Source organism: Ruegeria sp. BI7 (assembly GCF_056537925.1).
The window spans coordinates 36,163-59,366 of the sequence record NZ_JBQFSK010000007.1 but is presented as its reverse complement, the minus strand read 5'-3'; the positions used below and the strand labels follow the sequence as shown (position 1 = coordinate 59,366).

The following is a 23,204-nucleotide window of genomic DNA, read 5'->3' as shown; positions in this document are numbered from 1 at the left end:
GAACCGGTCGCAACAGGCAATCAGCTGCCCAGTTCTTCTTCGATCAGCTTCTTGAAATCGGCATAAGATTGGTTGTCGACCTTCTTGCCATTCACAACGAACGAAGGCGTGGATTGAACACCGTCACGTTCGGCGTTTTCCTGATACCAGGCCACCAGTGTCTGCGCGCGGGTGCCGTCCTGCAGGCAGGCTTCAAGCTGGTCATTGTCAATACCAGCCAGACGCCCGATCTTGCGCAACTCGTCCACGATTTCAGCTGGACCACCTGCGCGGGTCCATTCGGACTGACCTTCATAGATCAGGTCGGAAATGCCAAAGAACTTATCGGGGCCGTCGCAACGCGCGACCATCGAAGCCCACAGGCCATATTTGTCGAAATACACCTCGCGGTAGATGAACTTGACCTTACCGGTGTCGATGAAATCCTTCTTCAGCTGCTTATACGCCCCCGTATGGAAGTTGGCGCAATGCGGGCAGGTATAGGATGCATATTCGATGATCTCGACCGGCGCATCTTCTGCCCCCTGCACCATCTCGACGATGGTCGAGGTGTCAATATCGGCCTCTTGCGCCTCGGCACTGCCAATCATCGGATACGAAGTAGAGGAATTCGACAGCCAATAGCCGCCAGCGGCGATAGCGACGGCCGCGCAGATTCCGGTTGCAATACGGCTCATTTCTCAGCCCTTTCTCAGCGTTTTTGCTTGGATAATACGTTGCGGCCCAGACGTTCAAGGGCCGCGCGCAGATCACCGTCATTGACGTCGCGCGCGGTCCGGTCCGCCTCGGCCACGATTTCGGGATCGATTTTGGGTTTCGCCGCTTTCGGTTTGTGATCGAAGCTGGCCTGCCCCTCGGCAAATCCTGTCGGCGCGGTCTGGGTGATACGCACCCGGCTGATGGCGTTATAGCCATAAACAGCATTCACCTTGTCGCGCAGCTGTTCCTTTTGCATTTCAAGCATCGGAGCCTGCGGGCCAGTGGTCAGCACCGTCAGCGTCGCGCCGATCCCGCCCTTGCCATAGCCCACATTCACCGGTCGCGCGATGGCGGCCATATCCTGGCCCACGATCTCGGCCCAATGGGTCAGCAGACGCGAAACGGCAAAGCCCCGGCTTTCCCCGGCGCGCCTGATCTGGCCGTTCAGCAATGTCGCGGTGCGTTTGAACCCGCGGGTCGAAGAACGTCTGCGCTGCATCTGGTTTCCAACTCCTGCGCCGCTATTGTAAAGGGCATGATATCGGACGCCAGCGAAACCCGACAGAGAGATAGATAAAACTTGCGTGACACTATTCAATATGACCTGAGCGGTGCGTTACTGGCCTGGTACGACCGCCACGCTCGCACGATGCCGTGGCGTGTTAGACCAGCCGACCGGGCGGCGGGCATGATACCCGACCCCTACCGGGTCTGGTTGTCCGAAGTGATGTTGCAACAGACCACTGTGGCCGCTGTCCGAGATTATTTTACGCGATTCACCGCGCGCTGGCCTACGGTTCAGACACTGGCGGCCGCACCGGATGATCAAGTCATGGGCGAATGGGCCGGGCTGGGCTATTACGCCCGTGCCCGCAACCTGCTGAAATGCGCGCGCGCGGTGGCCAATGAACATGGCGGCGTTTTTCCTGATACCTATGACGCCCTGCTGAAACTGCCCGGCATCGGCCCCTATACGGCCGCCGCTATCTCGGCCATCGCTTTTGACCAGCCCGAGACTGTTCTGGATGGCAATGTCGAGCGGGTCATGGCGCGTCTGTATGACATTCACGACCCTCTGCCAAGCTCGAAACCCCTGTTGAAAGAAAAAGCCGCTGCGCTAACGCCCGACCTGCGACCCGGAGATTATGTACAGGCCGTGATGGATCTGGGGGCCACGATCTGTACCCCGAAATCTCCGGCCTGTGGCATCTGCCCCCTGCGCAACCCTTGTCAGGCTCGTGCGGCCGGAACCCAGCCCGACCTGCCGCGAAAGACACCGAAAAAGCCGAAACCCACGCGGTATGGCCATGTCTATATCGCTCAGCGTACGGATGGAGCCCTGCTGCTGGAGCGGCGCCCCGACAAAGGGTTGCTGGGCGGCATGCTGGGCTGGCCGGGGTCAGTTTGGTCAGATGCGCCAGCAGACTCCCCTCCCTTTTCCGCTGACTGGCAAGCATTAGCAGGTGAGGTGCGCCACACCTTCACCCATTTTCACCTGATCCTGTGTGTCTGGACAGCTACGTTGCCGACGGAAACGACCCTTGATGATCTGATCGTTTTGGAAAAACACACTTTCCGCCCCAGCGACCTGCCGACCGTGATGCGCAAAGCATATGACCTCTGGCGCAACCGGTAACCCATTGTCTGTCCTGCCGGACTGTGGCTAATGTGCGCGCAGTCATCCGGAGCCACCCAATGACCGCAACAGATACCTTACCCCGTTGGCAATCGGCCCTGCCGTTCTGGATCTCATTCCTGCTGATCCCGCTGATCTGGTTCACCGCAATGGCCGGCGGTTGGTGGGTCTTGCTGGTGCCACTTTCCACATGGTGGGCCTTTGCGTTGCTCGACCGGCTCACCGGGCTGGATCTGGCCAATGCCAGCCCCGATACCCCCGACTCGATGTTGCACTGGTACATCCTGCTGACAAAAGCCTGGGTACCGGTGCAATTCCTGACCCTTTACGGGCTGATCTGGTACGCCACGCATACCGACCACCTGTCAACCTTGGCTAAGGTTGGGCTGTTCTTCGGCATGGGAGTAATCTCGGGCACGATCGGCATCAACTACAGCCACGAGTTGATGCACCAAAAAGGCCGGGTCGAACGCTGGTTGGGCGATATCCTTCTGGCGATGGTGCTGTATTCACATTTCCGCTCTGAACATCTGCTGGTGCATCACCGCTATGTCGGTACGCCCCGCGACCCGGTGACTGCCCGCTATAACGAGGGGTTTCATCGGTTTTATCCGCGGGTGCTGAAACAATGCCTGTTCTCGGCCTTGCGGGCTGAACGCGAAAAACTGGCCCGCAAAGACCGCCCGTGGAGCGACCTCTCCAACCCGTTCTGGCGCTACTGGGCATTACAAGGTGCAATGCTGGTTTTGGCCTTCGTGATCGGAGGTCTCTCGGGGCTCGCACTGTTCCTGATCCAGGCGGGCGTCGCCATCTGGCAGCTAGAATTGGTTAATTACGTCGAACACTATGGCCTGACACGCAAACATCTGGGCGCAGGCAAGTATGAGCATGTCCAACCGCGCCACTCATGGAATGCGTCACAGAAAGCGTCGAACTGGCTACTCATCAATTTGCAGCGCCACTCGGACCACCACTATAAACCCAACCGCCGCTTTCCACTGTTGCAACACCACCCCGAGGACGCCGCCCCGCAATTGCCCTACGGCTATCCGGTGATGACGGTCGCCGCGATGATCCCACCGCTGTGGCGTCGCATCATGAACCCGCGCGTCCGCGCTTGGCGGCGCCAATATTATCCCGAAGTTACGGACTGGACGCCCTATAACAAATTGCAAAACCCGCTGCCACGTGCCTGACCGCAGCACGCGTCAGCGTGCTGCCCGGCCCAACGATCCGCCTTGCATCTTCGATGCATGGTTGTTCGGCGGGAGCCCTCACCCGGTCATCACCCATACATCCATCGGGGCCTCCACCCCCCGGACCGCACGATTTTCGTGTTTCGCAAACCCCGCCATCAGCTCGGATACGTTGCGACCTTCTTCCTCCAAACGGCTCCGAACTGCGTCGCTCATGATGACTTTTGCCTGAAATTCGCGGGTCTGCGCCTCAAGCTTCGCGGCCACATTCACCGCATCCCCTATCACCGCAAATTCCAAACGGTTGGCGCCGATATCCCCCAGAACGACCGCGCCGAAATGGACCCCGATCCCCACACGTATCTCAGGCTCGCCCGTACGGCGGCGTTCCACGTTCCAACGGTCAATCACATCGATCATCCCGCGCGCGCAGGCCACTGCATTACTCGCATCCTGCGTTGTCGGCACCGGCGTCCCAAACGTGGCCATCAACCCGTCACCCAGGTATTTGTCCAGCGTTCCGTGATGCCGGAACACTTCGGCCTCCATTCGAGCGTGAAAGCCGCGCAGAACCTCAATCACTTCGTAAGGGTCGCGCCCGGCGGCATATCTGGTGAATCCGACGATATCGATGAACAGGACGGCAATTTGCTCTTTGCGCACCTGCTTCAGCGGCTCATCATTCTGGCTCAGCTCATCCACCACGTTCGGTGAGAAATACCGCGACAGGTTTGCCCTTTCGCGCTCCAACCCCGCATTCGACATCAGCAACCGATTGAGCCGCCGCATCGACACGCCCAATGTCACCGCCACCATCATGAATACGATCACCTGTTGAATACGCTGCGCTGGCATAAAGCTGTTGGGGTCCAGCAATTCTGCCACATCGGGATAGCCAGCCAATGCCTCAGCCACACGCTCGCTGAGACCGGGCATCGGGGTTGCAACCCACCAGGCGATGATCCATCCTGCTGTCCAGACCCCTGCCGTCCATGATCCGATCGCAATCACCGTGCGCCAGGAATAGGCCAACGTACCGGCCGCCAGAATGATGAAAAAATACTGGAAATTGTCGAACCGGTACTGCATCGCCAACGGTCGGACATCGTCGCTGAACGGGTTGGGCACAATCATCCCCAGTGTCATGATCAGCAGGTCCACAAAGATCAAAAGCAGCTCGGTCCGCGATTGCCCCACACGCCCCGCGCGCCGGATAAACCAGCCGTTGGCGCAGATCAGCAGCAAGATGAAGTGATACCACAGCACTTCCCATTGCGGATTCAGGTAGATCAGCAGCACACCAGTCAGCGCCATCGCGATCCAGCGAGCGCGGACCGCAAGTTCAAGCCCCTCGCGCTTGTGTCGTTCCATCGCGGCTTCGGTATATTTGTTTTCCAGATCGAAATTGTCCGGGCGGGTCACAAAGAACCGGTCAAAGCGGGACTCGCTGGCTGTGGTTTCCGACATTGCACAAGCTCCTTCACTGCACCGCAGGATACAGAAGGCCCGTTTCGAAACCAGATGTTGAAAAACAAAAGACCCCGCCGAGATCGGCGGGGCAAGGCTTAGTGCCTTGTGTCAGGCCACAGGCACCGGCGGTGTTGGTAAAATCAGTTCATCTCGGCCCGGATCTGCTGACGCAACACGTCAATCGGCACCGTTTTGCCGTCGCGTTTAAAGCACCAGTAGGTCCAGCCGTTACAGGACGGCGCGTTTTCCAGCTGCGCCCCCACTTGGTGGATCGAGCCCTTGACGTTGTTACCCACCAGCGTGCCGTCGGCACGGACCTTGGCCTTGTGGCGCTGGTTCATGGAATACAGTTCTTCACCCGGGCGCAGCATCCCACGTTCAACCAGTTGGCCGAAGGGCACGCGCGGCTCGGCACGTTTGCTGGCGCTGACCTCCAGCGCCTCACGGTCGAACTTACGGACCTTCGAGATGCGCTTTTCAGCGACCTTGCGATAGCTTTCCTCGCGCTCGATGCCGATGAATTCGCGGCCCAGCATCTTGGCAACTGCACCTGTGGTTCCGGTACCGAAGAACGGATCAAGGATCACATCGCCCGGATTGGTCGAGCCGATCAGCACACGGTGCAACAGCGATTCCGGTTTCTGCGTCGGATGCGCCTTGTCGCCGTTTTCATCCTTCAGGCGCTCGTGCCCGGTGCAGATCGGCAGCACCCAGTCACTGCGCATCTGAACGCCCTCGTTCAGCGCCTTTAGGGCTTCATAGTTGAACGTGTACTTTGCCCCTTCGCGTTTCGACGCCCAGATCATCGTCTCATGCGCGTTGGTAAAGCGTTTGCCGCGGAAGTTCGGCATCGGATTGGATTTGCGCCACACGACGTCGTTTAGAATCCAATAGCCCGCGTCCTGCAGGGCCGAACCCACACGGAAGATATTGTGGTAAGACCCAATCACCCAGATCGCGCCATTTGGCTTAAGCAGACGACGCGCTGCCTTCAGCCATTCGCGGGTGAATTGGTCATAAACGGCAAAGCTGGAGAATTGATCCCAATGATCGTCAACCGCATCTACCTGACTGTTATCGGGGCGGTGCAATTGACCCTTCAACTGCAGATTATAGGGCGGATCCGCGAAAATCAGGTCCACCGACGCCTCGGGCAGACTGTTCATCACATCGATGCAGTCCCCGGATAGAATCGTGTTTAAAGGGAGCGCTTTTGCGCCCTTTTTAGTGGTTGTTGTCATTTGTACTGCCTCAAGTATCCACGGCGCTTTTGCGCTCATTTGGTTGAGACAAGGATGAGTCAAAGTCGATTCGCCGTCAATTTCTTTTTTGAATCAGCGACTTAAGATTTACTCTTGATACAAGATATTGTGTACCGGCTTGAAGGAACGTCTATGGTGTGGGGTCACACCAAGATTTTGCAGCGCGTCCTTGTGTTGTTTCGACGGATAACCGGCGTTTGTCTCCCATCCGTAGCCCGGATGCTGTTGCGCCAAATCCACCATCAGTTGATCGCGCCAGTTTTTGGCGACGATCGAAGCCGCCGCAATCGACACAGAATGCGCATCGCCTTTGACCACCGCCCTCGCGGGGATCGTCAGGCCGCGTGGAATCATGTTCCCATCGATCAGCAGGTAATCAGGCGGCGGGTCCAGCGCTGCCACCGCGCGCTCCATCGCCAGATGCGAAGCCCGCAAGATATTGTGTTCGTCAATCTCGGCCACTGACGCCTCGGCAATTGCGATCTCGGCCTTCTCACGCAGGGCTGCCTCTAACGCAGCGCGCCGTTTCGCCGTCAGCTTTTTGGAATCGTTCAGCCCGTCAGGAATATCACTGGGGTTCAGAACCACGGCTGCGGCAACCACCGGTCCGGCCAGCGGTCCGCGCCCAACCTCGTCGACACCTGCGATCCGCAGAAATCCACGCGCCGATGCGGCATTCTCAATTTCATAATCCGGAGTCGTCATACCCCCGGAAAACCGCGTTTTGCCACCCACCGCAAGAAAAAAGGAGAGAGCAGCTTGCGCCGCCCTCTCCCGCACAGCGCTTCTGTGGCGCCGCTCCTGCTCGAAAACCGTTACTTGTAACTAACGCGGTATCCTTTCTGGCGCAGACAACCGGGGTGGTATGCCCGCTCGACCTTTTTGCCATTCCAGAACCTGACCTTGCACTGGTTAGGCAGGCTATTGCTGTATTTGTAATGCTTGCCCAGACAGGTCTGCCCCAACAGTCGTTGATTGGGCGAATACCCTTTGAACGTGCGCAAGCATCGTTGCGGCAGGCTGTAACGCGCAACACGCGGAGGCAGCGGGCGTACGTGATGTGGCCGGTGCTTTGGCCGGGTGTGTACGTGTTTCTGGGGCGCCTTATATATGTGATTGTAGTTGTGCGTCACGTTGTTCTTTTTGCTCTTGTCGTCGAAATGCTTCACAGCGGCGCCAATCAGCGCAATGGCTGCAAGCCCGCCAAGAATATCCTCGACATCCGCGGCCCGCGCCTGAGACGCGGAAATACCGGTGATGGCAACTGCCGAGGCCACGATCAGGGCAATGAATTTCTTATGCATGGTGCTTGTCCTTCAGTAGTCTTGAGGTGACCCGGTGGCGGGCCGTGTGCTGATGACCCGACACTGGCCGCGCCTCGTTCAGACAGGCAATAACGGCCCGGTGTTATCCGATATCAGGCCCGCGAAACCCCTTAGGTTATTGAATATCGTGCCAACACATGCGCAGGATGCGGCCTATGAAACAGATCCTCTCTTCTCTGGCCCTGTTGGCCCTGATATCGCTTGGCACCACCGCTTCGGCGGCCGATTGCTATGCCGACTACAAGGCCAAGCAAGACAATCCACTGCGCCTGCACTACGGCGTCATGCAGGTATCGGCTTGCGGTAAAGGGCAGGCTAAAAAAGAAGTCGCCCAGCGCCTCAAGGGGTCGGGCTGGACCCTGCTGAACGTCATGTCCGTGTTCGGGCCGGAAGGGTTGGATAAAAGGAAGGCCAATGCCGGAAAATTCTATCTCCGTTACTGAGGCCCGCCGATCTGGTGTCAGACTGGTCGGCGCGGGCATCGCGGCGATCGTGGTGATTCTGGTAACAGCGGCCATCTTTTTATTCTGGACCCTGCCCGATGCGAACGCATTCAACGCCCGGGTCGAACGATTGTTCATCGAAAGCGATCTAACCTCGCAAACTGAAATCCGCTTGCTTGAGATATTGGCGCAATCGGGCACCGCTTTTGCCGATACACTGTCCAGCTACCGAATGGTGATTTTCGTGTTGCTGGTTTTTGCCACTGCTATGTTGGTAACGGCGCTGGTGTTTCTGGTAATGCTGGTGTTGTTGAACCGGCGAATGGCACAGATCGAACGCACCGGCATTCAGGTCACCTCGCTGTTGATCAGCCGCGAGGAAAATACCGTCTATCTGAACAACATGGATTTCAAACTGACCCCCGCGGCAATGGAGACCTTGTCGGTGCTGGCCGAATCCCGGCTGGACGACGAGGTCCTGTCCGGCGTCCAGATCGAGTCGATGATTTCGGGCAAAGACACCGCCGATTGTGACGAGGCCGCAGGTGCCACACGGATCAAACGGCTGCGCGATGCCTTGGGCAATCAGATGGTCAGTGAGTTGCTGGTCAAGAATATCGCCAAAAAAGGCTATATGCTGTCGATCGAAAAAGATGTGATTCAGATGGTCTGACTTTGCCGCATCGCACAAGGTATGTGTGATAAAATGCCAGTTATCCCCCTTGGAATGCTTGCCCCAAAGGCCCATCCTATTACTAAGCGGGTCAGGGAAACTGATGATGAACGTCCATACCACACCGCCGACCAAAGGCTATGGGATATCGGTCGAATCGCTGAAAGGTCGGATCGCGATCTATCGGGATGACACCCTGTTGGCCGAAAGCACCGACGCGAAAGTCATGTATGAAACGCGGCTGCCGGCCACAATTTACGTCCCGCGCGCAGATGTCTGTGTCGATCTTGGTGCAGAAACCGAGTTGCAGACGTTTTGCCCATTCAAGGGAACGGCGACCTATCACGATGTCATTCTGAATGGGCAACGGCTGACCAACTCGGTCTGGGCCTATGAAGAAGCACTGCCTGAAAGCGCCGCCATTCAGGGCTATGTCGGGTTTATGCCCTCGGCCTATACACGGGTCGACTTGGGCGAAAACCAACTGCGAGATACCGAGGATGGCAATATCAGCGGCCCTCTGATTGATTGGCTGATGCGTGGTGCATCCAACCTCAGCACGCCGGAAGCCTTCACCAAGGCATTGGCCGAAAAGATGTTGGAACACGGCATCGCCATTCAACGGCTCAGCATTTTGGCCTGGTCTCTGCATCCGCTGATCGCGGGCAAGCATTATATCTGGGAAAAGGGTGAGGCCGAGATTTCGACCAACGTGCCCACGTATGAAATCCACGATCACCCGGCCTATATCAACAGCCCCCTGCGTCACGTCTCGAACGGGCTGGGTGGTGTGCGCCAGCGGTTGAACGACGAAAACCCCCAAAACAGCTTCCCGATTATGGAGGACCTGCGGGCCAAGGGTGCCACCGATTACGTCGCCATGCCATTGCCGTTCTCGGACGGGCGGACAAATGTCCTGACCCTGACCTGCGATCATCCTGACGGGTTTACAACAGAAAACCTCGGGCTGGTGTTCGAGTGCTCATCTGTCATTGCCCGCTTTTACGAAGTTTTCATGCAGCGCGAGAACGCACAGGTGTTGCTTGAGACTTATGTCGGCAAACGCTCGGGCGCGCGGGTGCTGGGCGGTGAAATCCGGCGCGGCGACGGGGATGAGATTGATGCGGCCATTATGTTCTGCGACCTGCGCAATTCGACCAGCCTAGAAGAGCAGCTTGGCCGTACCGCCTATATCAACGTGCTGAACGACTTTTTCGAAACCGTGTCCGATATCGTGCATAACAATGGCGGCGAAGTATTGAAGTTCATCGGTGACGCTGTTCTGGCAGTCTTTCCCGAGGGTGAAGATTCCATGGTCGCGCGCCGAAACGCGCAACGCTCAGCCGTTGAAATTGTCGAAAAACTTGGTGAGTTGCGCCAATCTGGCTCAGACGTTCATTGCGATTGCTCGATCGGGGTTGCCTATGGTCGGGTCACATATGGCAATGTCGGATCGCGCGAACGGCTGGATTTCACCGTCATCGGACAGGCCGCAAATGTCGCGGCCCGGTTGGGGGAATACAGCAAAACGATCGGTCAGCGCATTGTCGTCTCGGCCGATATTCAGCCTGCATGCGCGGATGCTTTGTCATTGGGCGAGGTCAAGCTGCACAATGTGTCCCAGCCAGTGACCTCATTTGCACTCAGAACTTCGGCGGATGCCGTGTTGAACGCCTGAGTTTTCGAATAGTTACCTGTGTCGCGCCTAGGTTACGCCCCCAGCAAAATCAGGGCCGTTTGAGCAGGGGAAATCGTGTTTTGCAGCTGTGCAATCTGGCTGCGTGCAAGATATTGGTCTGTCAGCCGGGCCACCGACGCCTCGTCGGTAAATTGGGCCAGATCGTCTGATCCAGTCAGGCCCGACAATCTATCCTTGAATACCTCAAGCTGCCTGTCGATGTCCAACTGCGCGAAACTTGATGGCAGCCCCAGCGCCGTCTCCATCATGCTTCGCAGCGGCGGTTGCCCCATCAGGTCAAACCACTTTGTGTCCGAACTGCTGTCCTGCGCGGCCAGATCCGCCAAGGTATGTTGCGTGTAAAGCGATATGCGCATCGTCTCATCGCTCTCACCCACAGCGATTTCGAACCGAGACACGACATTGCCCTGCGCTATTGCTTCCATAAAGGTGGTCAAACCCGTTCTGCGCACCTCGCCCGGACCCAGGCCGAAGGCTTCGGAAAACTCCCGATACCGCTTATCGGCCAGACGGTTGGACAATGCATCCTCGGCGCTTGTCCCATCGGACAGAATTTTCTGGATGAAATAGCGATTGTTGATGTCATCCTCTAGCCCGAAGGCGCCCAGCGCCACTTGCAGCAACCGCCTATCCGAAACCAATTCCTCAGCCGTCTGTACCTTGCCGATATTGTCCAGAAAGTACTTTGTCTCTCGTTCATTGACTGGCGAGGCCGAAAAGCTTTCGAGCTGCGTATCATAGGTACGCTGCAAAAAACGCCAGCCGACAATACCATCAGAGGGGATGACAGGCCGGAATGTCATTGCTGATACGCCATCAACCGTTCTTCACGCGGCAGCAACGCCCGCAGGGATTTCAGGCATTTGTAATACTGTTCGGCCAGTAAAGCCTCAGTAGCTTCGGACAGTACACGACGACTGTCGGCATCGGTGAAGACCTGACTCAACTCTTCAACCCGCCGCAAAAGCTGTTGCCGCGCCCGCTCAGGCTCCATATCGCCGGACAAGACAAGCTGGGCGGCATAACACACCCGCCGCACCGGGGTAGTCACCTCATCCGGATGAATGGCATCGCGCAGGCGCAGGACATTTGCGTCCGGCGTCATGATTGAAAAGCGGCTGCGGCGATCTCCGTTTTCGACAACCACGCCGTTTATCAGCACCCTCTCTTTCGGTGCCAGTTTCAGAACCAGCCCCCCCATCAGGTAGCACCCATCTGACGCAGGCCGCGCAGGACGGCCATATTGATCTCAAGCAGCGGCTCAACGGTCGCCTTATTGCCCAGAACCTGACTGCTGTGTTGCTCGGTGAATTCTGCCAGATAGAAGATTCGCGCGCGCAATTCATTGGGCAGCGCGTTGTCCGAGTCGGACACGCCAGTTGCCAGAACGGTCCACAAGCGACGATTTTCGTGTAGCGCGTGAACGAACCCTCCGAAATCGGTTTTGCGTCGGGCCGCCGCAACCTTGAGCCGATGCGTGATCTTCGAAATCGCCTCGTACTCGGTATCGCGCGGGGTGCGGGTCGGGGCGGTCTGCGCGTAGGCACGTTGTGCAAGAGTTTGCGGTGTCACTTGAAATCCTTCCAATAGGCCGTCTTTTGGCGGTCAGAGTCGGGGCGCGTCTGGGCGCCCCGACCAGGTTCCGAAAATTAACGGAACAGCGACAGGATCGACTGCGGCGCCTGATTGGCAATCGACAGCGATTGAGTGGCCAGCTGCTGCTGAACCTGAAGAGCTTGCAGACGAGCCGAGGTCTCTTCCATATCGGCGTCAACCATCGAACCGATGCCGGACTTGAACGAGTCGGTCAGTTTGGAAACGAAATCCTGCTGTGTTTCGATACGGCCTTGCGCCGAACCAAAGGCTGCCGCTGCATCAATCGACGTGTCGATCAGTGTTTCGATGGTGCCCAGCGCGGCTGCCGCGCCTGCATCTGTCGAAACGTTAATCGAGCTGAGTGCGCCAAGCCCACCGGAACCAGCATTAGTGAATTGAGCCGACACGGTAATGTCCTGATCCGCATCCGCACCAGCCGTTGCCGTACCTGTAGTAAAGGACAGGGTGTTCGGCGATCCCGAGTCATAGTCGACTGCAACACCTGTGATGCCCAGCGCATCAACCTGGTTCTTGAGGCCAACAGCAACAAGAGCATCTGTATAGGCATCGTCATAGGTTCCAGAGGGATCCAGATCGCTGGCTTGAATGGTGTACGACACATCCTGATCACCGACTCGGATCGAGACACTATCACCGACTTCAAAGTTGTCAGTCGAGCTGTCGATCACAATGTCACCTGACCCGCCGGCTTTATCCATGGTAAAGCCTGCAACATCATTGTCGGTGGTCGCGCCTCCCGAACCTGCAAGTACGCCTTTGGCAGTATAACCGCCAATGGACAGGTCCTGACTTGCGACCGAAATCGACGACGAATTCACTGCACCAGTGCTATCCCGATCAAGTGAGGACAAGATCGAAGCAGTACCGGCCGAGCCGTCCACAAGGTTAAGCCCGTTGAACTGTGCCGCACCAACAACCGACGCAATCTGATCCCGCAGAGCGGTCACATCATCGTTGATCTTGCCGCGGTCAACGTTGTCCTCCTGCGCGGCGACGATTTTCTCTTTCATCTGCGTCAACAGATCGGTCACGGTTTCCGACGCGTTCCGCGCCACTGCAACGGTCGATTCTCCCAGCGCCAGGCTGTCTTTGATCGCGTTGAAGCCCTTGACGTCCGACTCCATGACTTTGGAGATTGCCCAGACGGCCGAGTTGTCCTTCGCAGTTGCGACGTCCTTACCGGTCGAGATCGCGTTCTGGGTCATCTCCAGATTCTTGTTGACCGATTTCAGGGTTTGCAGCGCCACCATTGCGCCATTGTTTGTCAGAATGCTGGACATAGCTTTCTTCCTTTTCCGTTCGGGCCCTTTGCGCCCATGCTTACCCCGCACCACATGCGGGCTTTGACGTCTTTCTGATCAATGCGATCCACCGTCGGGCTGTTCGCGCCACCTGTTGTTTCAGATGCCCGGCCACTTTTGCCCCTGATCCCCTAACGGAATGCTAAAGCCCCTCACTCAGAAAATTCGGATTTGAATCAAACTCGCTCCTATGCCCGTTTTTCCAGTTTCGCATTGCGACGCACGGCGTATCCGTTGCGCTGCCCGTCCGCTCCGTAGGTGCTGAACTCCTGCCGAACGCGCCGCAATTCAGCCATACGGCTGGCAACGGCCCGAATCCCTTCGGCGGCACTGTTCAACAGCGCCTGGTTCCGTTCGACTTTCTGCTGCAGGCGAATCAATTCGGCGCTGTCCAAAACCTGCAATTCATTGATCGCACCGATCAGCTTTTCCTTTTCCGGCGCCATATGGCTCAGCCGGTCCAGATCCCCGTCGACAAGCGCGTATCGCTCAAGATCCAGCACTTCCTCAAGGGATCGGATCAGGTCGGTTTCAGAATTGGTCGGCATCGGTTTTCTCCATCATGGACTGGAACAAAATTTCGGACAGGCCAAGGCCGCCGGATGCGGCCAACGCACGCGCCTGATGTTGCACGAGGAAGGACGAAAACTGATCTTCGCCGGCACCGCCGCCAAAAGATTCGCTGGCCTTGCCCAACCCAGAAGACTTGAGCATTTCCGCCAGAAACGCGGCCTCCAACTCGACCGCCGCAGCCTGCAATTTCTCGGCCGTGGTGGGGGGCTGCGCGGTAGGAAGGGTTGTGGAAATCTTCATCACTTTCTCCGAAATTTGCATCTAACTTTCTCGATCAAAGGCGAAAGCGGTTAAAATAAACGTAACCTCCTGCGGGCAGATTTCCGTTCACACAAACGGAGTCGGAGCAAAATGCCCAACCCACTTTCAGCACTGTTGTCTTCGTCCGGCACCGCCGCGAAACCCGATGCAACACCGCAAGAACCTCGTGCGTCCAAAGGGGCCGCGTCCTTTCAAATGGTCATGGATCAAGAGGGCGATCCGCAGTCAGCCAAGCCCGATCTCACCGGCCTTTTGGTTCAGGACCCAGACACGGTGTCAGAGGTGGACGACATCGCAGCAAACGTTGAAATTCCGGATGTTTCCGATACCCCCGAGGATCAGCCGCCTGCCGAACTCCGCGCGGCTGTGCCGGAAGCTGTTCAGGCTCCGGTTGCCATGACCTTGGCTGGAAAACCAACCATGACGTCATCGACTGTTGAGGCGGAGGCTGCAACGGTAGATGAGACGCACCCGCCCCCTCAAAAAGACAGGTTGGAACCCGCGGCGGGCTCTGCTCGGCGTGCGGTATCTCCAGCCGTTCAAGCCACGCTTTTCGGTACAGTTTCGCCAAGAAGAACGCCCCAGGCGGCCACCAATCCGCCAAGCTTTCCCGCCGGGCTTGTAACACCGAACATGCTCCCGAAAGAGATGTTGGATCATTCGCCCATCATCCGACCTGACCTGGGCGGACCAAGTGTCCCCGCGACGCCACAGGTGGCGCAATCGCAAGCGGTGGTGCCTGATCGGGCGCCAACACTTATACAAATGCAGCTTTTGGCCAAAGATCAAACCAACACGCGGACCGAGCTTCAGACCTTTCCCGAAGTCGAAGAGATATCGACCACCAGAGAGACCCCGACATTGTCCTCTGCCCGAGATTCGGCACCATTAACACAGACCATGACATCGACGGCGCGCGCTGAAACGGCACGCTCGGTTGCCAATCAAATGGCAACCGTTGTTTCGACCCGTGGACAGCAAGGCACAATCGAGGTCGCGTTAAACCCCGAAGAACTGGGACGCGTTTCGATAATCTTGAATGGTCGCGATGATGGCCTGCACATAATAATCTCGGCGGAACGGCCGGAAACACTGGATATGATGCGCCGTCACATCTCGGTGCTGGAGGCCGAATTCCAGAACTTTGGGCTGGGCGACCTGTCCTTTGATCTGGGCACCTCTGCAGACGCACAGCAGGATAGGTCTGACTCGGGCGACGGCACCCGGTTTGCGGAAACGCAGGACGAGCCTGTCACCGAGGCGGGCCCCACCATTCAGAAACTAGGCCCCGACGGCCGGATCGACATGAGGCTTTGAGCATGATCACCCCAACCCAATCGACGACGCAAGCCAATACCCAGGCCCAATCAGCATCCCAGTCACAGGCAACCTCGATCGCGTCGGATTTCGACACTTTCCTGTTGCTGATGACGACCCAGGCACAAAATCAGGACCCGTTGGAGCCGATGGATTCGACCGAGTACGCCTCGCAATTGGCGCAATTTTCGATGGTTGAACAACAGGTTCAGAGCAACGAGCTTTTGTCCGAACTGGCGCTGTCTCTGGGCGGTATAAAGCTGGAGGATCTTGCCAATTGGGTCGGTATGGATGTCCAGACCACCGCAGCGTTCCACTTTGATGGCGAGCCTGTGACCCTGTCCGCGCAGGCTGAACCGGCGGCAGACAGTGCGGTGATGGTGATCCGGGACAGTGACGGCACCGAGATCGAAAGGATTTCCGTACCGGTGACCCGGACCGAATTTGACTGGGCCGGGACAACGAGCGATGGCAGCCCTTTGCCGACCGGCAGCTATTCAGCCACATTGGAAAGCTATGACGGGGAAGAGTTGCTTTCAGTCCAGCCTGTCTCAACCTACAGTCAGGTGGTCGAGGCACAGGTTGGCGAGGACACTGTCGTGCTGACGTTGGAAAGCGGGCAGGTGGTTCCGGCAGGGATGGTGACCGGGGTCCGAACCGGAACTTGATCTGCAGGGCGGGACAGGCCAAACCAGTGCAAACTGCGACTCGTTTTTTTGGTGAACCCACTGCCCGCCCCGACACTCCCCCCTTTGGATCTTGTTGATGACCTGCGTCACCGAAGGCTGATCGCACCTGATGCACAGTTTCAAACCCTGTATGGCGGTCGGACCAATAAGGTCTGGAAAGTGCTGGAAGAGAACGGCGGCAAGGTTTTGAAACTGTACCGAACAGGGTTGCGCAATCCGTTGTTTCGCAACGATGCCGAGTTGGAAGCGCAGTGCCTAACCGCGTTGGAGCCGACCGGATTTGCCCCGCGTCTGCGCGCGGCGGGTCAACATCAAAACGGTCGATGGGTGTTTTACGAACACGCGCCGGGTACGCCCTGGCGTAAGGACACAACCGACGTTGCCCAATTGCTCGGCAAACTACATGGACTGGATGTGTCGGTTCCGGCGCCCCGCGGATGCAATGGCAGTGCGGATCTGGCCCGGCACGGCCAGAGCATCCTTGACGGATGCACCTCGGCCATGCGGCACCAATTGGAACAGCTAAAACCTGACGAACAGGTACAACCGACCCAACAGACTTGCCTGATACACGGCGACCCGGTTGCGGGGAACATTCTGGTTGCGCCATCCGGGCTGACCCTGATCGACTGGCAATGCCCGGTGCAGGGCGATCCGTGCGAAGACGTTGCACTGTTTATGTCGCCCGCAATGCAGCACCTGTACCGGGGGTCAGCTTTGACACCTGAGGAAGAAGATCAGTTTCTGTCCTCGTACAGACGCGCAGACATCGTGACCCGGTTCAAATCGCTGCGTCGTTGGTATGCCTGGCGGATGGCGGCCTATTGTTTGTGGCGGATCGAAAACGGGTCACCGGATTATGCCACGGGGTTGGAACTAGAACGCGTAGTGCTAGAGCGGTCATAAGTCCAATAGCCCCATCATGGCATAGGCCGGCGGCATCAATGCGCGCCGCCAGCGTCCCAGCGGAAACCGCGCCGGGACACGTGTTATGGGTTCAGGTAGCCCGGTCTCATGCTGCAAAACCATCCGGGCCAGCGCCCGTCCGCAATAGGTCCCCATCGCCACCCCGTTACCGTGATAGGCAAACCCGGCGAACATCCCCGGTTGATCCGTCACGGGACCTACAAACGGCGTTAACCCTCGCGACAGGCAGACCATACCGGACCACATATGGGTGACATCGACCGACGCCCATTCCGGGAACATCTGCCTGAAATCGTTCAGAGCCTTCCGGCGAATGGCCGCCTCAGCCTGCGGAGACGCGCGCAACCCGCCGCGCATTCCGAACAGAAACCGTCGGTCGGGCATCAGGCGGAAATAATGCAGCAAATGGCGGGTATCGTAAGACATCTGGTCAGATGTCCAACCCTGAGCTTGCAAGTCAGCGTCGGACAAGGGGCGCGTCACCAGAACCGTGGATTGGACAGGCATATACCGGCCAGCCAGCCAGGGCGGCACGTCCTCGCTGGAGTAACCATTGGTGCAGATCAGAACGTTTGCGGCGCTGATCCGACCCGAGGCTGCCTCCAAGTCAAAGCCAGATTGCGTCTTCCGAATTGTCTGCACCGCACTGTTCTGAAACAGCTTGGCGCCCAGTGTCTGGGTCATTTGCGCCAGCCCGAACAGGTATTTTCTGGGGTTCAGTGCAAATCCGACCGGGTTGGTGTACCCGCCATAAAACCGACCACCAAACCCAAGTCCGGGAAGATCATCTGGGGCGTGCAAAGTGCCCGTGGCCTCGGCCCGTTTGCGCAGCCTTTCCATCGCACGGGGGGTGTGGGCCAGTTGGGTTTCACCCTGTGAATGCACATCCGCATCTATGGCATTGGTTTTCAGCAGATCAGCGACAAGGTGAACCGCGTCCATTTCAGCTTGATCATAACTGTGTGCAGCCGCCTCACCGAATTGGCGGACCATTGCGCTGTAGCTCAGTTTTGATCCGCCCAGACAGCAAAAGCCACCATTGCGCCCCGAGGCGCCCCAACCAGGTGTCCGGGCCTCAAGCACCGCAACCGAAACACACGCGTTTGCCAGATGCAGCGCCGCTGACAGCCCGGTGAAACCGCCACCAACAATGGCGACGTCTACCTTCTGTTCACCGTTGAGAACCGGCCAGTCGGGGCTGGCAATCGTTTCGTCCCACCAGCAGTTGGTCCGAGGGCCGGGCCCATAGGTGTAATCCGGGAACAGCCGCTTCATTCGGTACGCGCAGCAGCCATTTCATCCTGCTTTTGCCGCACCATCGCGCGTTTTGTGACCAATGATGCGGTGATAACGCCCACCGTCACAATCGCGATCATGATCGTGGACAATGCGTTGATCTCGGGGCTGACACCCAGGCGCACGGCCGAAAAGATCTTGATCGGCAGGGTTGTCGCCGACGGCCCAGAGGTGAACGACGCAATCACCAGATCATCCAGCGACAGAGTGAACGCCAGCAACCAACCCGAGATCACAGCAGGCGCGATGATCGGCAAAGTCACCAGCCGGAACGCCTGAGCGGGTGAACAGCCCAAATCCAGCGCAGCCTCTTCCAAAGATTTATCGAAGGTCACTAGGCGTGAAGACACGACGACCGAGACGAAACACATCGAAAAGGTCGTATGCGCCAGAACGATGGTCAGGATACCCCGATCCAACCCAATGCCGATGAACAGCAACAGCAGCGACAGCCCGGTGATAACCTCGGGCATCACCAGCGGCGCGTAGATCATGCCGGAAAACAGCGTGCGACCAAAGAACCGCCCACCGCGCACTAACACATAGGCCGCGGCGGTACCCAAGATTGTCGCCAATGTGGATGAGAATACCGCGACGCGCACGGTCACCCAGGCTGCATCCAGAAAGGCTTCGTTCTGGATCACTTCGCCATACCATTTGGTCGAGAACCCGGCCCAGACTGTCACCAGCTTGCTCTCATTGAAGCTGAAGATGATCAGGATGATCATCGGGATATAGAGGAACGCAAATCCCAGCGTCAGGGACACCGCGTTGAACCAGCTTAGCCTGTTCATTGCTCGGCCTCCGTCTGCTTTTGCTGGTTGCGCTGGAACAGCACAATCGGGACGACAAGGATCAGCAGCAGTACCACCGCCACGGCGCTGGCCACCGGCCAGTCGCGGTTCGAGAAGAACTCTTCCCACAGCACCTTGCCGATCATCAATGTGCCCGAGCCGCCCAACAATGATGGAATCACGAACTCACCAATCACTGGGATCATCACCAGAAAACACCCCGCGATGATGCCAGGGCGCGACAGCGGAACAGTCACCAGCCAAAAGGCCTGCAGGCGTGAGCAGCCCAGATCCTCAGCCGCTTCGATCAGGGACCCGTCCATACGCTCCAGTGACGAATAAACCGGCAGGATCATGAACGGCAGATACGTGTAGACGATGCCGATATAGACCGCCCATTGCGTGTTCAGAATGGTCAGCGGGGTCGAGATGATGCCCAGCCACAGCAGAAACTGGTTCAGATAGCCTTCGTTCGACAAAATCCCCATCCACGCGTAAACGCGGATCAGGAACGAGGTCCAGAACGGCAAGATCACCAGCATCATCAGCGTGGGCCGCCACTCGACCGGCGCGCGGGCCATGCCGTAGGCAATCGGATAGCCCACCAACAGCGTCAGAAAAGTCGAGATCACCGCGATCTTGACGCTGGACAGGTAGGCTTTCCAATACAGGTCATCCTCGGTCAGCCAGACGAAGTTTTCGAAATCCAGCTGGCTGAAGAACTCTTTGATCCCGGCCCAGCCCTGCGACAGGTCCAGTGTTGGCGTATAGGGCGGGATGGCCAGTTCGGTATCCGACAACGAGATCTTCAAAACAATGAAGAACGGCACCAGAAACAGCGCCAACAGCCAGACATAGGGAACGGCAATCAGAAATGCGCGGCGCATCAGCTGGCCAGCAGAACCGCGGCCGTCGCTGTCCAAGACAGCCAGACCGGGTCTTCCCAGGTGAACGACCGGCGCGAGATTCGACGGGTATTGGCCGTCTGCGCCTTGATGATCGTGCCGTTTGCAAGCTCGACATGATAGGTAGACAGGTTGCCCAGATAGGCGATGTCATGAACCTTGCCCTGCACTGCGTTGATCGCATCTGCCGGGCGATCCGCCGAGATCGTCACTTTTTCGGGCCGGATCGCCAGATGGCAGGTCTGACCGCTAGAAAACCCATTTGCTGAGGTTGCCGTTAGCGGTGCCTGCCCCTCGGCCCAGTCGATCTGATAAGAGTCTTCGCCGTTGGCGGACGCCCGACCCTCGATGATGTTCACATCCCCGATGAAATCCGCAACATAAACCGAGTTCGGGTTTTCATAGATGCGGTCCGGCGTTTCCACCTGCATCAACCTGCCCTGGTCCATCACCGCGACGCGGCTGGCGACGGTCATCGCCTCTTCCTGATCGTGTGTCACGATCACAAAGGTGGTGCCGGTCTTTTCCTGAATGTCCATCAGTTCAAACTGCGTGTCCTGCCGCAGTTTCTTGTCCAGCGCGCCAAGCGGTTCATCTAGCAACAGCAGCTTTGGTGCCTTTGCCAGCGACCGCGCCAGCGCCACACGCTGACGTTGCCCACCCGAGATCTGATGCGGCTTGCGGCGGGCAAATTGTTCCAGCCGGGTCAGGCGCAGCATCTCTTCGACACGCTCTTCCAAGTCATGCTTGGGCATGTTGTCTCGGCGCAGGCCGAAGGCAATATTGTCCCAGATACTGAGGTGCGGGAACAGGGCATAGGACTGGAACATCATGTTCACCGCCCGCTTGTTCGGCGGGATCGGGTCGATGTCCTGACCGCCCAGCATAATGTGCCCTTCGGTTGGGGTTTCGAACCCCGCCAGCATCCGCATCATGGTGGTCTTGCCGCAGCCCGAAGGCCCCAGCAATGCGAAGAATTCTTTTTCGAAGATATCCAGAGACAGGTTGTCGATGGCCGTGAATTCACCAAACCGTTTGGTGACATTCCGGAACTGGATCAAAGGTTGCGCCTGTGGATCATTCCACGGCTCAAAGACGTCAGAGTTCAAAACGGCCCCCGTGCATCAATCTGGGAAATGGCACAGGGCGGGCCAATCCGCCCTGTGCAGATAACCGGTCAGGTGCCCGATTTGATCTTGGTCCACAGACGGGTCACGACCCGCTGCGTTTTCGACGGGTAAGGTGAGAACGTGTAGAGGTTTTTAACCGTTTCCTCGTCCGGATAAATCGCCGGATCGCCGATCACGTCTTCTGCCAGCAAGGCTTGCGACGCCTTGTTGCCATTGGCAAAATACACATAATTTGACGCATCCGCCATATTCTGCGGATCCATGATGAAATTCAGGAATATGTGCGCGCCGTCCACATTCGGCGCATCCGTCGGGATTGCCATCATGTCGAACCACATCAGCGAACCTTCAGCAAAGGCGTTATAGGCGATCTCGACGCCGTTATCGGCTTCGGCGGCGCGATCACGCGCCTGCAACACATCACCGGACCAGCCGACGGCAACGCAGATGTCTCCATTGGCCAGCGCGTTGATATATTCCGAGCTATGGAACTTCTTTATATACGGGCGAACAGCCATGAGAGGTTCTTCGACCTTGGCGATGATATCAGGATCCTGGCTATTCGGATCTTCCCCAAGGTACTTCAACACCATCGGGACGATTTCGGTCGGTGCGTCGAGGAAATATACGCCGCACTCCGCCAGCTTCTCCATGTTCTCGGGCTTCAACACCAAGTCCATGCTGTTCTGCGGAGCGTCTTCACCCAGCACTTCTTTTACTTTGTCGACATTCAGGCCGATGCCGGTAGTACCCCACATGTAGTTGATCGCATATTCGTTGCCCGGATCATATTGATCTGTGCGTTCCTGGATCACGTCCCACATGTTCCCGATGTTCGGAAGTTTGGTTTTGTCCAGTTTCTGGAAGGCACCCGCCTGAATCTGCCGCTGCAGAAAATCCGCTGTCGGCACAACCACGTCATAGCCGGACCCTCCCGCCAGCATCTTGGTTTCCAGAACCTCATTGCTGTCGAACACATCATAGATCAGCGTCAGGCCAGTTTCTTCCTCGAACTTGGACAGCAGTTCCTCATCGATATAGTCAGACCAGTTGTAAACACGCACTTCTTCGGCAAAGGCCGCAGAAGTCCCCAGCGCGATGACCGCTGTCATGGTCAGCGTTTTGATTGTCATTTTCTTCTCCCTGCAAGTGTACGGGTATAATCCCGTTTTTTTGGATTTGATCAAGTTTTGCGTTTTCCCTCGATCCCGCGTATGGTTTCACGAGGCCTGAAACCTGGCAAGACATCATCACTGGAAACGGGGCAAACCAATTGGATTTGATCAAAAATAAGGCATCCAGCGCGAAGGTAGAGACCGAAAAACGACCCGCGCACGAACAGGTCTATCAAACCCTCAAAGCGCAGATCATGTTCGGCGACTTGGTGCCGGGACAGCCCGTCACGATACAAGGGCTGACTGATTCGCTGGGGGTGGGAATGACCCCCGTGCGTGAGGCGATTCGCCGCTTGATCTCGGATGGCGCGCTGGTGTTTCAGGGCAACCGCAGGGTCAGCGTACCGCTGTTGTCGGCGGGAGATGTTGAACAGATGATATTTGCCAGAATTTCAATAGAATCAGAGCTTTCAAGCCGCGCGGCTGCGAATATGAACAGCGCGGATATCGATAATCTTGAACGGATCGATCAGCGGCTTGACCGCACAATCGCGGATGGCGACGTCAGCGGTTATCTGCATCTGAACCACACGTTTCACGAAACCCTCTATTCCTACGCTGACGCCCCAATTCTGCTTGATCTGACCGAGCGGCTCTGGCTGAGATTCGGGCCGTCTCTGCGTGTGGTCTGTGGCCGTTTCGGCACGCAAAGCCTGCCGGACCGGCATAAGGACATTATCACCGCGCTGCGCGCAAAAGATGCGAAAATGGCAGCAAAAGCCACGGCTCAGGATATCGAACAGGGGATGGAACTGATGGCCGACGCCCTGACCGACGGCTAGAAATTGGCGATTCGATTGACAGGGAAAAATTTGA

26 protein-coding genes are annotated in these 23,204 nt (G+C 57.4%); 9 read left to right on the top strand and 17 right to left on the bottom strand.

The genetic code is table 11. From position 1 onward, the window contains the following. Positions 1 to 20 precede the first annotated feature (20 nt). Both ACR0JB_RS15670 and ACR0JB_RS15665 read right to left on the bottom strand, forming a co-directional pair. On the bottom strand, positions 21 to 677 hold the full coding sequence (locus tag ACR0JB_RS15670) for a DsbA family protein (protein WP_170378256.1): 657 nt from the start codon (positions 675 to 677) through the stop codon (positions 21 to 23). Positions 678 to 691: 14 nt separating this feature from the next. Further along, on the bottom strand, positions 692 to 1,198 hold the full coding sequence (locus tag ACR0JB_RS15665) for a DUF721 domain-containing protein (RefSeq protein ID WP_170398192.1): 507 nt from the start codon (positions 1,196 to 1,198) through the stop codon (positions 692 to 694). A gap of 81 nt (positions 1,199 to 1,279) precedes the next feature. Here ACR0JB_RS15665 and mutY point away from each other — a divergent pair, with 81 nt between their 5' ends. Both mutY and ACR0JB_RS15655 read left to right on the top strand, forming a co-directional pair. Next, on the top strand, positions 1,280 to 2,335 hold the full coding sequence (gene mutY, locus ACR0JB_RS15660; protein ID WP_170398189.1) for an A/G-specific adenine glycosylase: 1,056 nt from the start codon (positions 1,280 to 1,282) through the stop codon (positions 2,333 to 2,335). A 59-nt stretch (positions 2,336 to 2,394) separates the two neighbouring features. Continuing rightward, positions 2,395 to 3,531: an alkane 1-monooxygenase gene (locus tag ACR0JB_RS15655; protein ID WP_170398186.1), complete on the top strand. Its 1,137-nt coding sequence runs from the start codon at positions 2,395 to 2,397 to the stop codon at positions 3,529 to 3,531. 78 nt (positions 3,532 to 3,609) lie between these two features. Here the strand turns inward: ACR0JB_RS15655 and ACR0JB_RS15650 are convergent, their stop codons facing one another. The 4 genes from ACR0JB_RS15650 to ACR0JB_RS15635 form a co-directional block, all read right to left on the bottom strand. Continuing rightward, on the bottom strand, positions 3,610 to 4,998 hold the full coding sequence (locus ACR0JB_RS15650; RefSeq protein WP_170578132.1) for an adenylate/guanylate cyclase domain-containing protein: 1,389 nt from the start codon (positions 4,996 to 4,998) through the stop codon (positions 3,610 to 3,612). 143 nt (positions 4,999 to 5,141) lie between these two features. Further along, entirely contained in the window at positions 5,142 to 6,242 is a 1,101-nt protein-coding gene (locus ACR0JB_RS15645) for a site-specific DNA-methyltransferase (protein WP_170362369.1), read from the bottom strand. A 108-nt stretch (positions 6,243 to 6,350) separates the two neighbouring features. Further along, positions 6,351 to 6,968 carry a ribonuclease HII gene (locus tag ACR0JB_RS15640; RefSeq protein WP_170578134.1) on the bottom strand — a complete coding sequence of 206 codons (618 nt, stop codon included), beginning with the start codon at positions 6,966 to 6,968 and terminating at the stop codon, positions 6,351 to 6,353. A 110-nt stretch (positions 6,969 to 7,078) separates the two neighbouring features. Then, positions 7,079 to 7,567, bottom strand: coding sequence for a hypothetical protein (locus ACR0JB_RS15635; protein WP_170578136.1), 489 nt, complete (start codon positions 7,565 to 7,567; stop codon positions 7,079 to 7,081). A 176-nt stretch (positions 7,568 to 7,743) separates the two neighbouring features. Here ACR0JB_RS15635 and ACR0JB_RS15630 point away from each other — a divergent pair, with 176 nt between their 5' ends. From ACR0JB_RS15630 to ACR0JB_RS15620, 3 genes are all read left to right on the top strand, one after another. Further along, positions 7,744 to 8,031, top strand: coding sequence for a hypothetical protein (locus ACR0JB_RS15630; RefSeq protein ID WP_170362372.1), 288 nt, complete (start codon positions 7,744 to 7,746; stop codon positions 8,029 to 8,031). Then, positions 8,003 to 8,704: a winged helix-turn-helix domain-containing protein gene (locus tag ACR0JB_RS15625; RefSeq protein ID WP_170351079.1), complete on the top strand. Its 702-nt coding sequence runs from the start codon at positions 8,003 to 8,005 to the stop codon at positions 8,702 to 8,704. The genes ACR0JB_RS15630 and ACR0JB_RS15625 overlap by 29 nt, the downstream gene beginning before the upstream one ends. Positions 8,705 to 8,810: 106 nt before the next feature. Next, positions 8,811 to 10,382, top strand: a complete 1,572-nt coding sequence (locus ACR0JB_RS15620) for a DUF427 domain-containing protein (RefSeq protein WP_170398168.1) — start codon at positions 8,811 to 8,813, stop codon at positions 10,380 to 10,382. 32 nt (positions 10,383 to 10,414) lie between these two features. Here ACR0JB_RS15620 and ACR0JB_RS15615 read toward each other — a convergent pair whose 3' ends face one another. The 6 genes from ACR0JB_RS15615 to ACR0JB_RS15590 form a co-directional block, all read right to left on the bottom strand. Next, positions 10,415 to 11,206: a DUF1217 domain-containing protein gene (locus ACR0JB_RS15615; protein ID WP_170398165.1), complete on the bottom strand. Its 792-nt coding sequence runs from the start codon at positions 11,204 to 11,206 to the stop codon at positions 10,415 to 10,417. Further along, positions 11,203 to 11,604 (bottom strand): flagellar biosynthesis repressor FlbT, encoded by a 402-nt coding sequence (gene flbT / locus ACR0JB_RS15610; protein WP_170362374.1) that lies wholly within the window; start codon positions 11,602 to 11,604, stop codon positions 11,203 to 11,205. The genes ACR0JB_RS15615 and flbT overlap by 4 nt, the downstream gene beginning before the upstream one ends. Then, positions 11,604 to 11,975, bottom strand: a complete 372-nt coding sequence (gene flaF / locus ACR0JB_RS15605; protein ID WP_170398159.1) for a flagellar biosynthesis regulator FlaF — start codon at positions 11,973 to 11,975, stop codon at positions 11,604 to 11,606. Before flaF ends, flbT begins: the two co-directional genes overlap by 1 nt. 77 nt (positions 11,976 to 12,052) lie before the next feature. Further along, on the bottom strand, positions 12,053 to 13,300 hold the full coding sequence (locus tag ACR0JB_RS15600) for a flagellin N-terminal helical domain-containing protein (RefSeq protein WP_480790057.1): 1,248 nt from the start codon (positions 13,298 to 13,300) through the stop codon (positions 12,053 to 12,055). Between the two features lie 209 nt (positions 13,301 to 13,509). After that, entirely contained in the window at positions 13,510 to 13,869 is a 360-nt protein-coding gene (locus ACR0JB_RS15595) for a flagellar biosynthesis protein FlgN (protein WP_480790056.1), read from the bottom strand. Continuing rightward, the gene (locus ACR0JB_RS15590) at positions 13,853 to 14,134 is read right to left on the bottom strand and encodes a rod-binding protein (RefSeq protein WP_170351085.1); all 282 of its coding nucleotides are present in this window, start codon (positions 14,132 to 14,134) and stop codon (positions 13,853 to 13,855) included. The genes ACR0JB_RS15595 and ACR0JB_RS15590 overlap by 17 nt, the downstream gene beginning before the upstream one ends. A 111-nt stretch (positions 14,135 to 14,245) precedes the next feature. Between ACR0JB_RS15590 and ACR0JB_RS15585 the strand changes: the two genes are divergently transcribed. The 3 genes from ACR0JB_RS15585 (at position 14,246) to ACR0JB_RS15575 (ending at position 17,067) form a co-directional block, all read left to right on the top strand. After that, positions 14,246 to 15,472, top strand: a complete 1,227-nt coding sequence (locus ACR0JB_RS15585) for a flagellar hook-length control protein FliK (RefSeq protein ID WP_170506750.1) — start codon at positions 14,246 to 14,248, stop codon at positions 15,470 to 15,472. 2 nt (positions 15,473 to 15,474) lie between these two features. Next, a complete protein-coding gene (locus ACR0JB_RS15580; RefSeq protein WP_170398150.1) occupies positions 15,475 to 16,140 on the top strand; it encodes a flagellar hook capping FlgD N-terminal domain-containing protein in 666 nt (221 codons plus the stop codon). Positions 16,141 to 16,224: 84 nt separating this feature from the next. Next, positions 16,225 to 17,067 (top strand): phosphotransferase family protein, encoded by an 843-nt coding sequence (locus tag ACR0JB_RS15575; RefSeq protein ID WP_254440527.1) that lies wholly within the window; start codon positions 16,225 to 16,227, stop codon positions 17,065 to 17,067. On the opposite strand, the gene ACR0JB_RS15570 is transcribed toward ACR0JB_RS15575, so the two are convergent. The 5 genes from ACR0JB_RS15570 to ACR0JB_RS15550 form a co-directional block, all read right to left on the bottom strand. Then, positions 17,062 to 18,363, bottom strand: a complete 1,302-nt coding sequence (locus tag ACR0JB_RS15570) for an NAD(P)/FAD-dependent oxidoreductase (protein WP_170398147.1) — start codon at positions 18,361 to 18,363, stop codon at positions 17,062 to 17,064. The two genes, ACR0JB_RS15575 and ACR0JB_RS15570, sit on opposite strands and share 6 nt — an antisense overlap. Further along, complete coding sequence (locus ACR0JB_RS15565) at positions 18,360 to 19,178, bottom strand: ABC transporter permease (protein WP_170351089.1); 819 nt, start codon at positions 19,176 to 19,178, stop codon at positions 18,360 to 18,362. Before ACR0JB_RS15565 ends, ACR0JB_RS15570 begins: the two co-directional genes overlap by 4 nt. Next, positions 19,175 to 20,065 carry an ABC transporter permease subunit gene (locus ACR0JB_RS15560; RefSeq protein ID WP_170362382.1) on the bottom strand — a complete coding sequence of 297 codons (891 nt, stop codon included), beginning with the start codon at positions 20,063 to 20,065 and terminating at the stop codon, positions 19,175 to 19,177. Before ACR0JB_RS15560 ends, ACR0JB_RS15565 begins: the two co-directional genes overlap by 4 nt. Further along, complete coding sequence (locus ACR0JB_RS15555; RefSeq protein ID WP_480785871.1) at positions 20,065 to 21,192, bottom strand: ABC transporter ATP-binding protein; 1,128 nt, start codon at positions 21,190 to 21,192, stop codon at positions 20,065 to 20,067. The genes ACR0JB_RS15560 and ACR0JB_RS15555 overlap by 1 nt, the downstream gene beginning before the upstream one ends. A gap of 68 nt (positions 21,193 to 21,260) precedes the next feature. After that, positions 21,261 to 22,346, bottom strand: a complete 1,086-nt coding sequence (locus ACR0JB_RS15550) for a polyamine ABC transporter substrate-binding protein (RefSeq protein WP_480785870.1) — start codon at positions 22,344 to 22,346, stop codon at positions 21,261 to 21,263. A gap of 140 nt (positions 22,347 to 22,486) precedes the next feature. Between ACR0JB_RS15550 and ACR0JB_RS15545 the strand changes: the two genes are divergently transcribed. Then, the gene (locus ACR0JB_RS15545) at positions 22,487 to 23,170 is read left to right on the top strand and encodes a GntR family transcriptional regulator (protein WP_170362385.1); all 684 of its coding nucleotides are present in this window, start codon (positions 22,487 to 22,489) and stop codon (positions 23,168 to 23,170) included. The last annotated feature ends 34 nt before the right edge of the window (positions 23,171 to 23,204 follow it).

What these genes read in the sequence shown, in the direction of transcription:
- ACR0JB_RS15630 (WP_170362372.1), top strand. Translation starts at nt 7,744, where the DNA reads ATGAAACAGATCCTCTCTTCTCTGGCCCTGTTGGCCCTGATATCGCTT.
- ACR0JB_RS15645 (WP_170362369.1), bottom strand. Translation starts at nt 6,242, where the DNA reads ATGACAACAACCACTAAAAAGGGCGCAAAAGCGCTCCCTTTAAACACG.
- ACR0JB_RS15670 (WP_170378256.1), bottom strand. Translation starts at nt 677, where the DNA reads ATGAGCCGTATTGCAACCGGAATCTGCGCGGCCGTCGCTATCGCCGCT.
- ACR0JB_RS15615 (WP_170398165.1), bottom strand. Translation starts at nt 11,206, where the DNA reads ATGACATTCCGGCCTGTCATCCCCTCTGATGGTATTGTCGGCTGGCGT.
- ACR0JB_RS15560 (WP_170362382.1), bottom strand. Translation starts at nt 20,065, where the DNA reads ATGCGCCGCGCATTTCTGATTGCCGTTCCCTATGTCTGGCTGTTGGCG.
- ACR0JB_RS15640 (WP_170578134.1), bottom strand. Translation starts at nt 6,968, where the DNA reads ATGACGACTCCGGATTATGAAATTGAGAATGCCGCATCGGCGCGTGGA.
- ACR0JB_RS15570 (WP_170398147.1), bottom strand. Translation starts at nt 18,363, where the DNA reads ATGAAGCGGCTGTTCCCGGATTACACCTATGGGCCCGGCCCTCGGACC.
- ACR0JB_RS15665 (WP_170398192.1), bottom strand. Translation starts at nt 1,198, where the DNA reads ATGCAGCGCAGACGTTCTTCGACCCGCGGGTTCAAACGCACCGCGACA.
- ACR0JB_RS15580 (WP_170398150.1), top strand. Translation starts at nt 15,475, where the DNA reads ATGATCACCCCAACCCAATCGACGACGCAAGCCAATACCCAGGCCCAA.
- ACR0JB_RS15650 (WP_170578132.1), bottom strand. Translation starts at nt 4,998, where the DNA reads ATGTCGGAAACCACAGCCAGCGAGTCCCGCTTTGACCGGTTCTTTGTG.
- ACR0JB_RS15585 (WP_170506750.1), top strand. Translation starts at nt 14,246, where the DNA reads ATGCCCAACCCACTTTCAGCACTGTTGTCTTCGTCCGGCACCGCCGCG.
- ACR0JB_RS15600 (WP_480790057.1), bottom strand. Translation starts at nt 13,300, where the DNA reads ATGTCCAGCATTCTGACAAACAATGGCGCAATGGTGGCGCTGCAAACC.
- ACR0JB_RS15655 (WP_170398186.1), top strand. Translation starts at nt 2,395, where the DNA reads ATGACCGCAACAGATACCTTACCCCGTTGGCAATCGGCCCTGCCGTTC.
- ACR0JB_RS15635 (WP_170578136.1), bottom strand. Translation starts at nt 7,567, where the DNA reads ATGCATAAGAAATTCATTGCCCTGATCGTGGCCTCGGCAGTTGCCATC.
- flbT (WP_170362374.1), bottom strand. Translation starts at nt 11,604, where the DNA reads ATGGGGGGGCTGGTTCTGAAACTGGCACCGAAAGAGAGGGTGCTGATA.
- ACR0JB_RS15625 (WP_170351079.1), top strand. Translation starts at nt 8,003, where the DNA reads ATGCCGGAAAATTCTATCTCCGTTACTGAGGCCCGCCGATCTGGTGTC.
- ACR0JB_RS15550 (WP_480785870.1), bottom strand. Translation starts at nt 22,346, where the DNA reads ATGACAATCAAAACGCTGACCATGACAGCGGTCATCGCGCTGGGGACT.
- ACR0JB_RS15620 (WP_170398168.1), top strand. Translation starts at nt 8,811, where the DNA reads ATGAACGTCCATACCACACCGCCGACCAAAGGCTATGGGATATCGGTC.
- ACR0JB_RS15590 (WP_170351085.1), bottom strand. Translation starts at nt 14,134, where the DNA reads ATGAAGATTTCCACAACCCTTCCTACCGCGCAGCCCCCCACCACGGCC.
- ACR0JB_RS15595 (WP_480790056.1), bottom strand. Translation starts at nt 13,869, where the DNA reads ATGCCGACCAATTCTGAAACCGACCTGATCCGATCCCTTGAGGAAGTG.
- ACR0JB_RS15565 (WP_170351089.1), bottom strand. Translation starts at nt 19,178, where the DNA reads ATGAACAGGCTAAGCTGGTTCAACGCGGTGTCCCTGACGCTGGGATTT.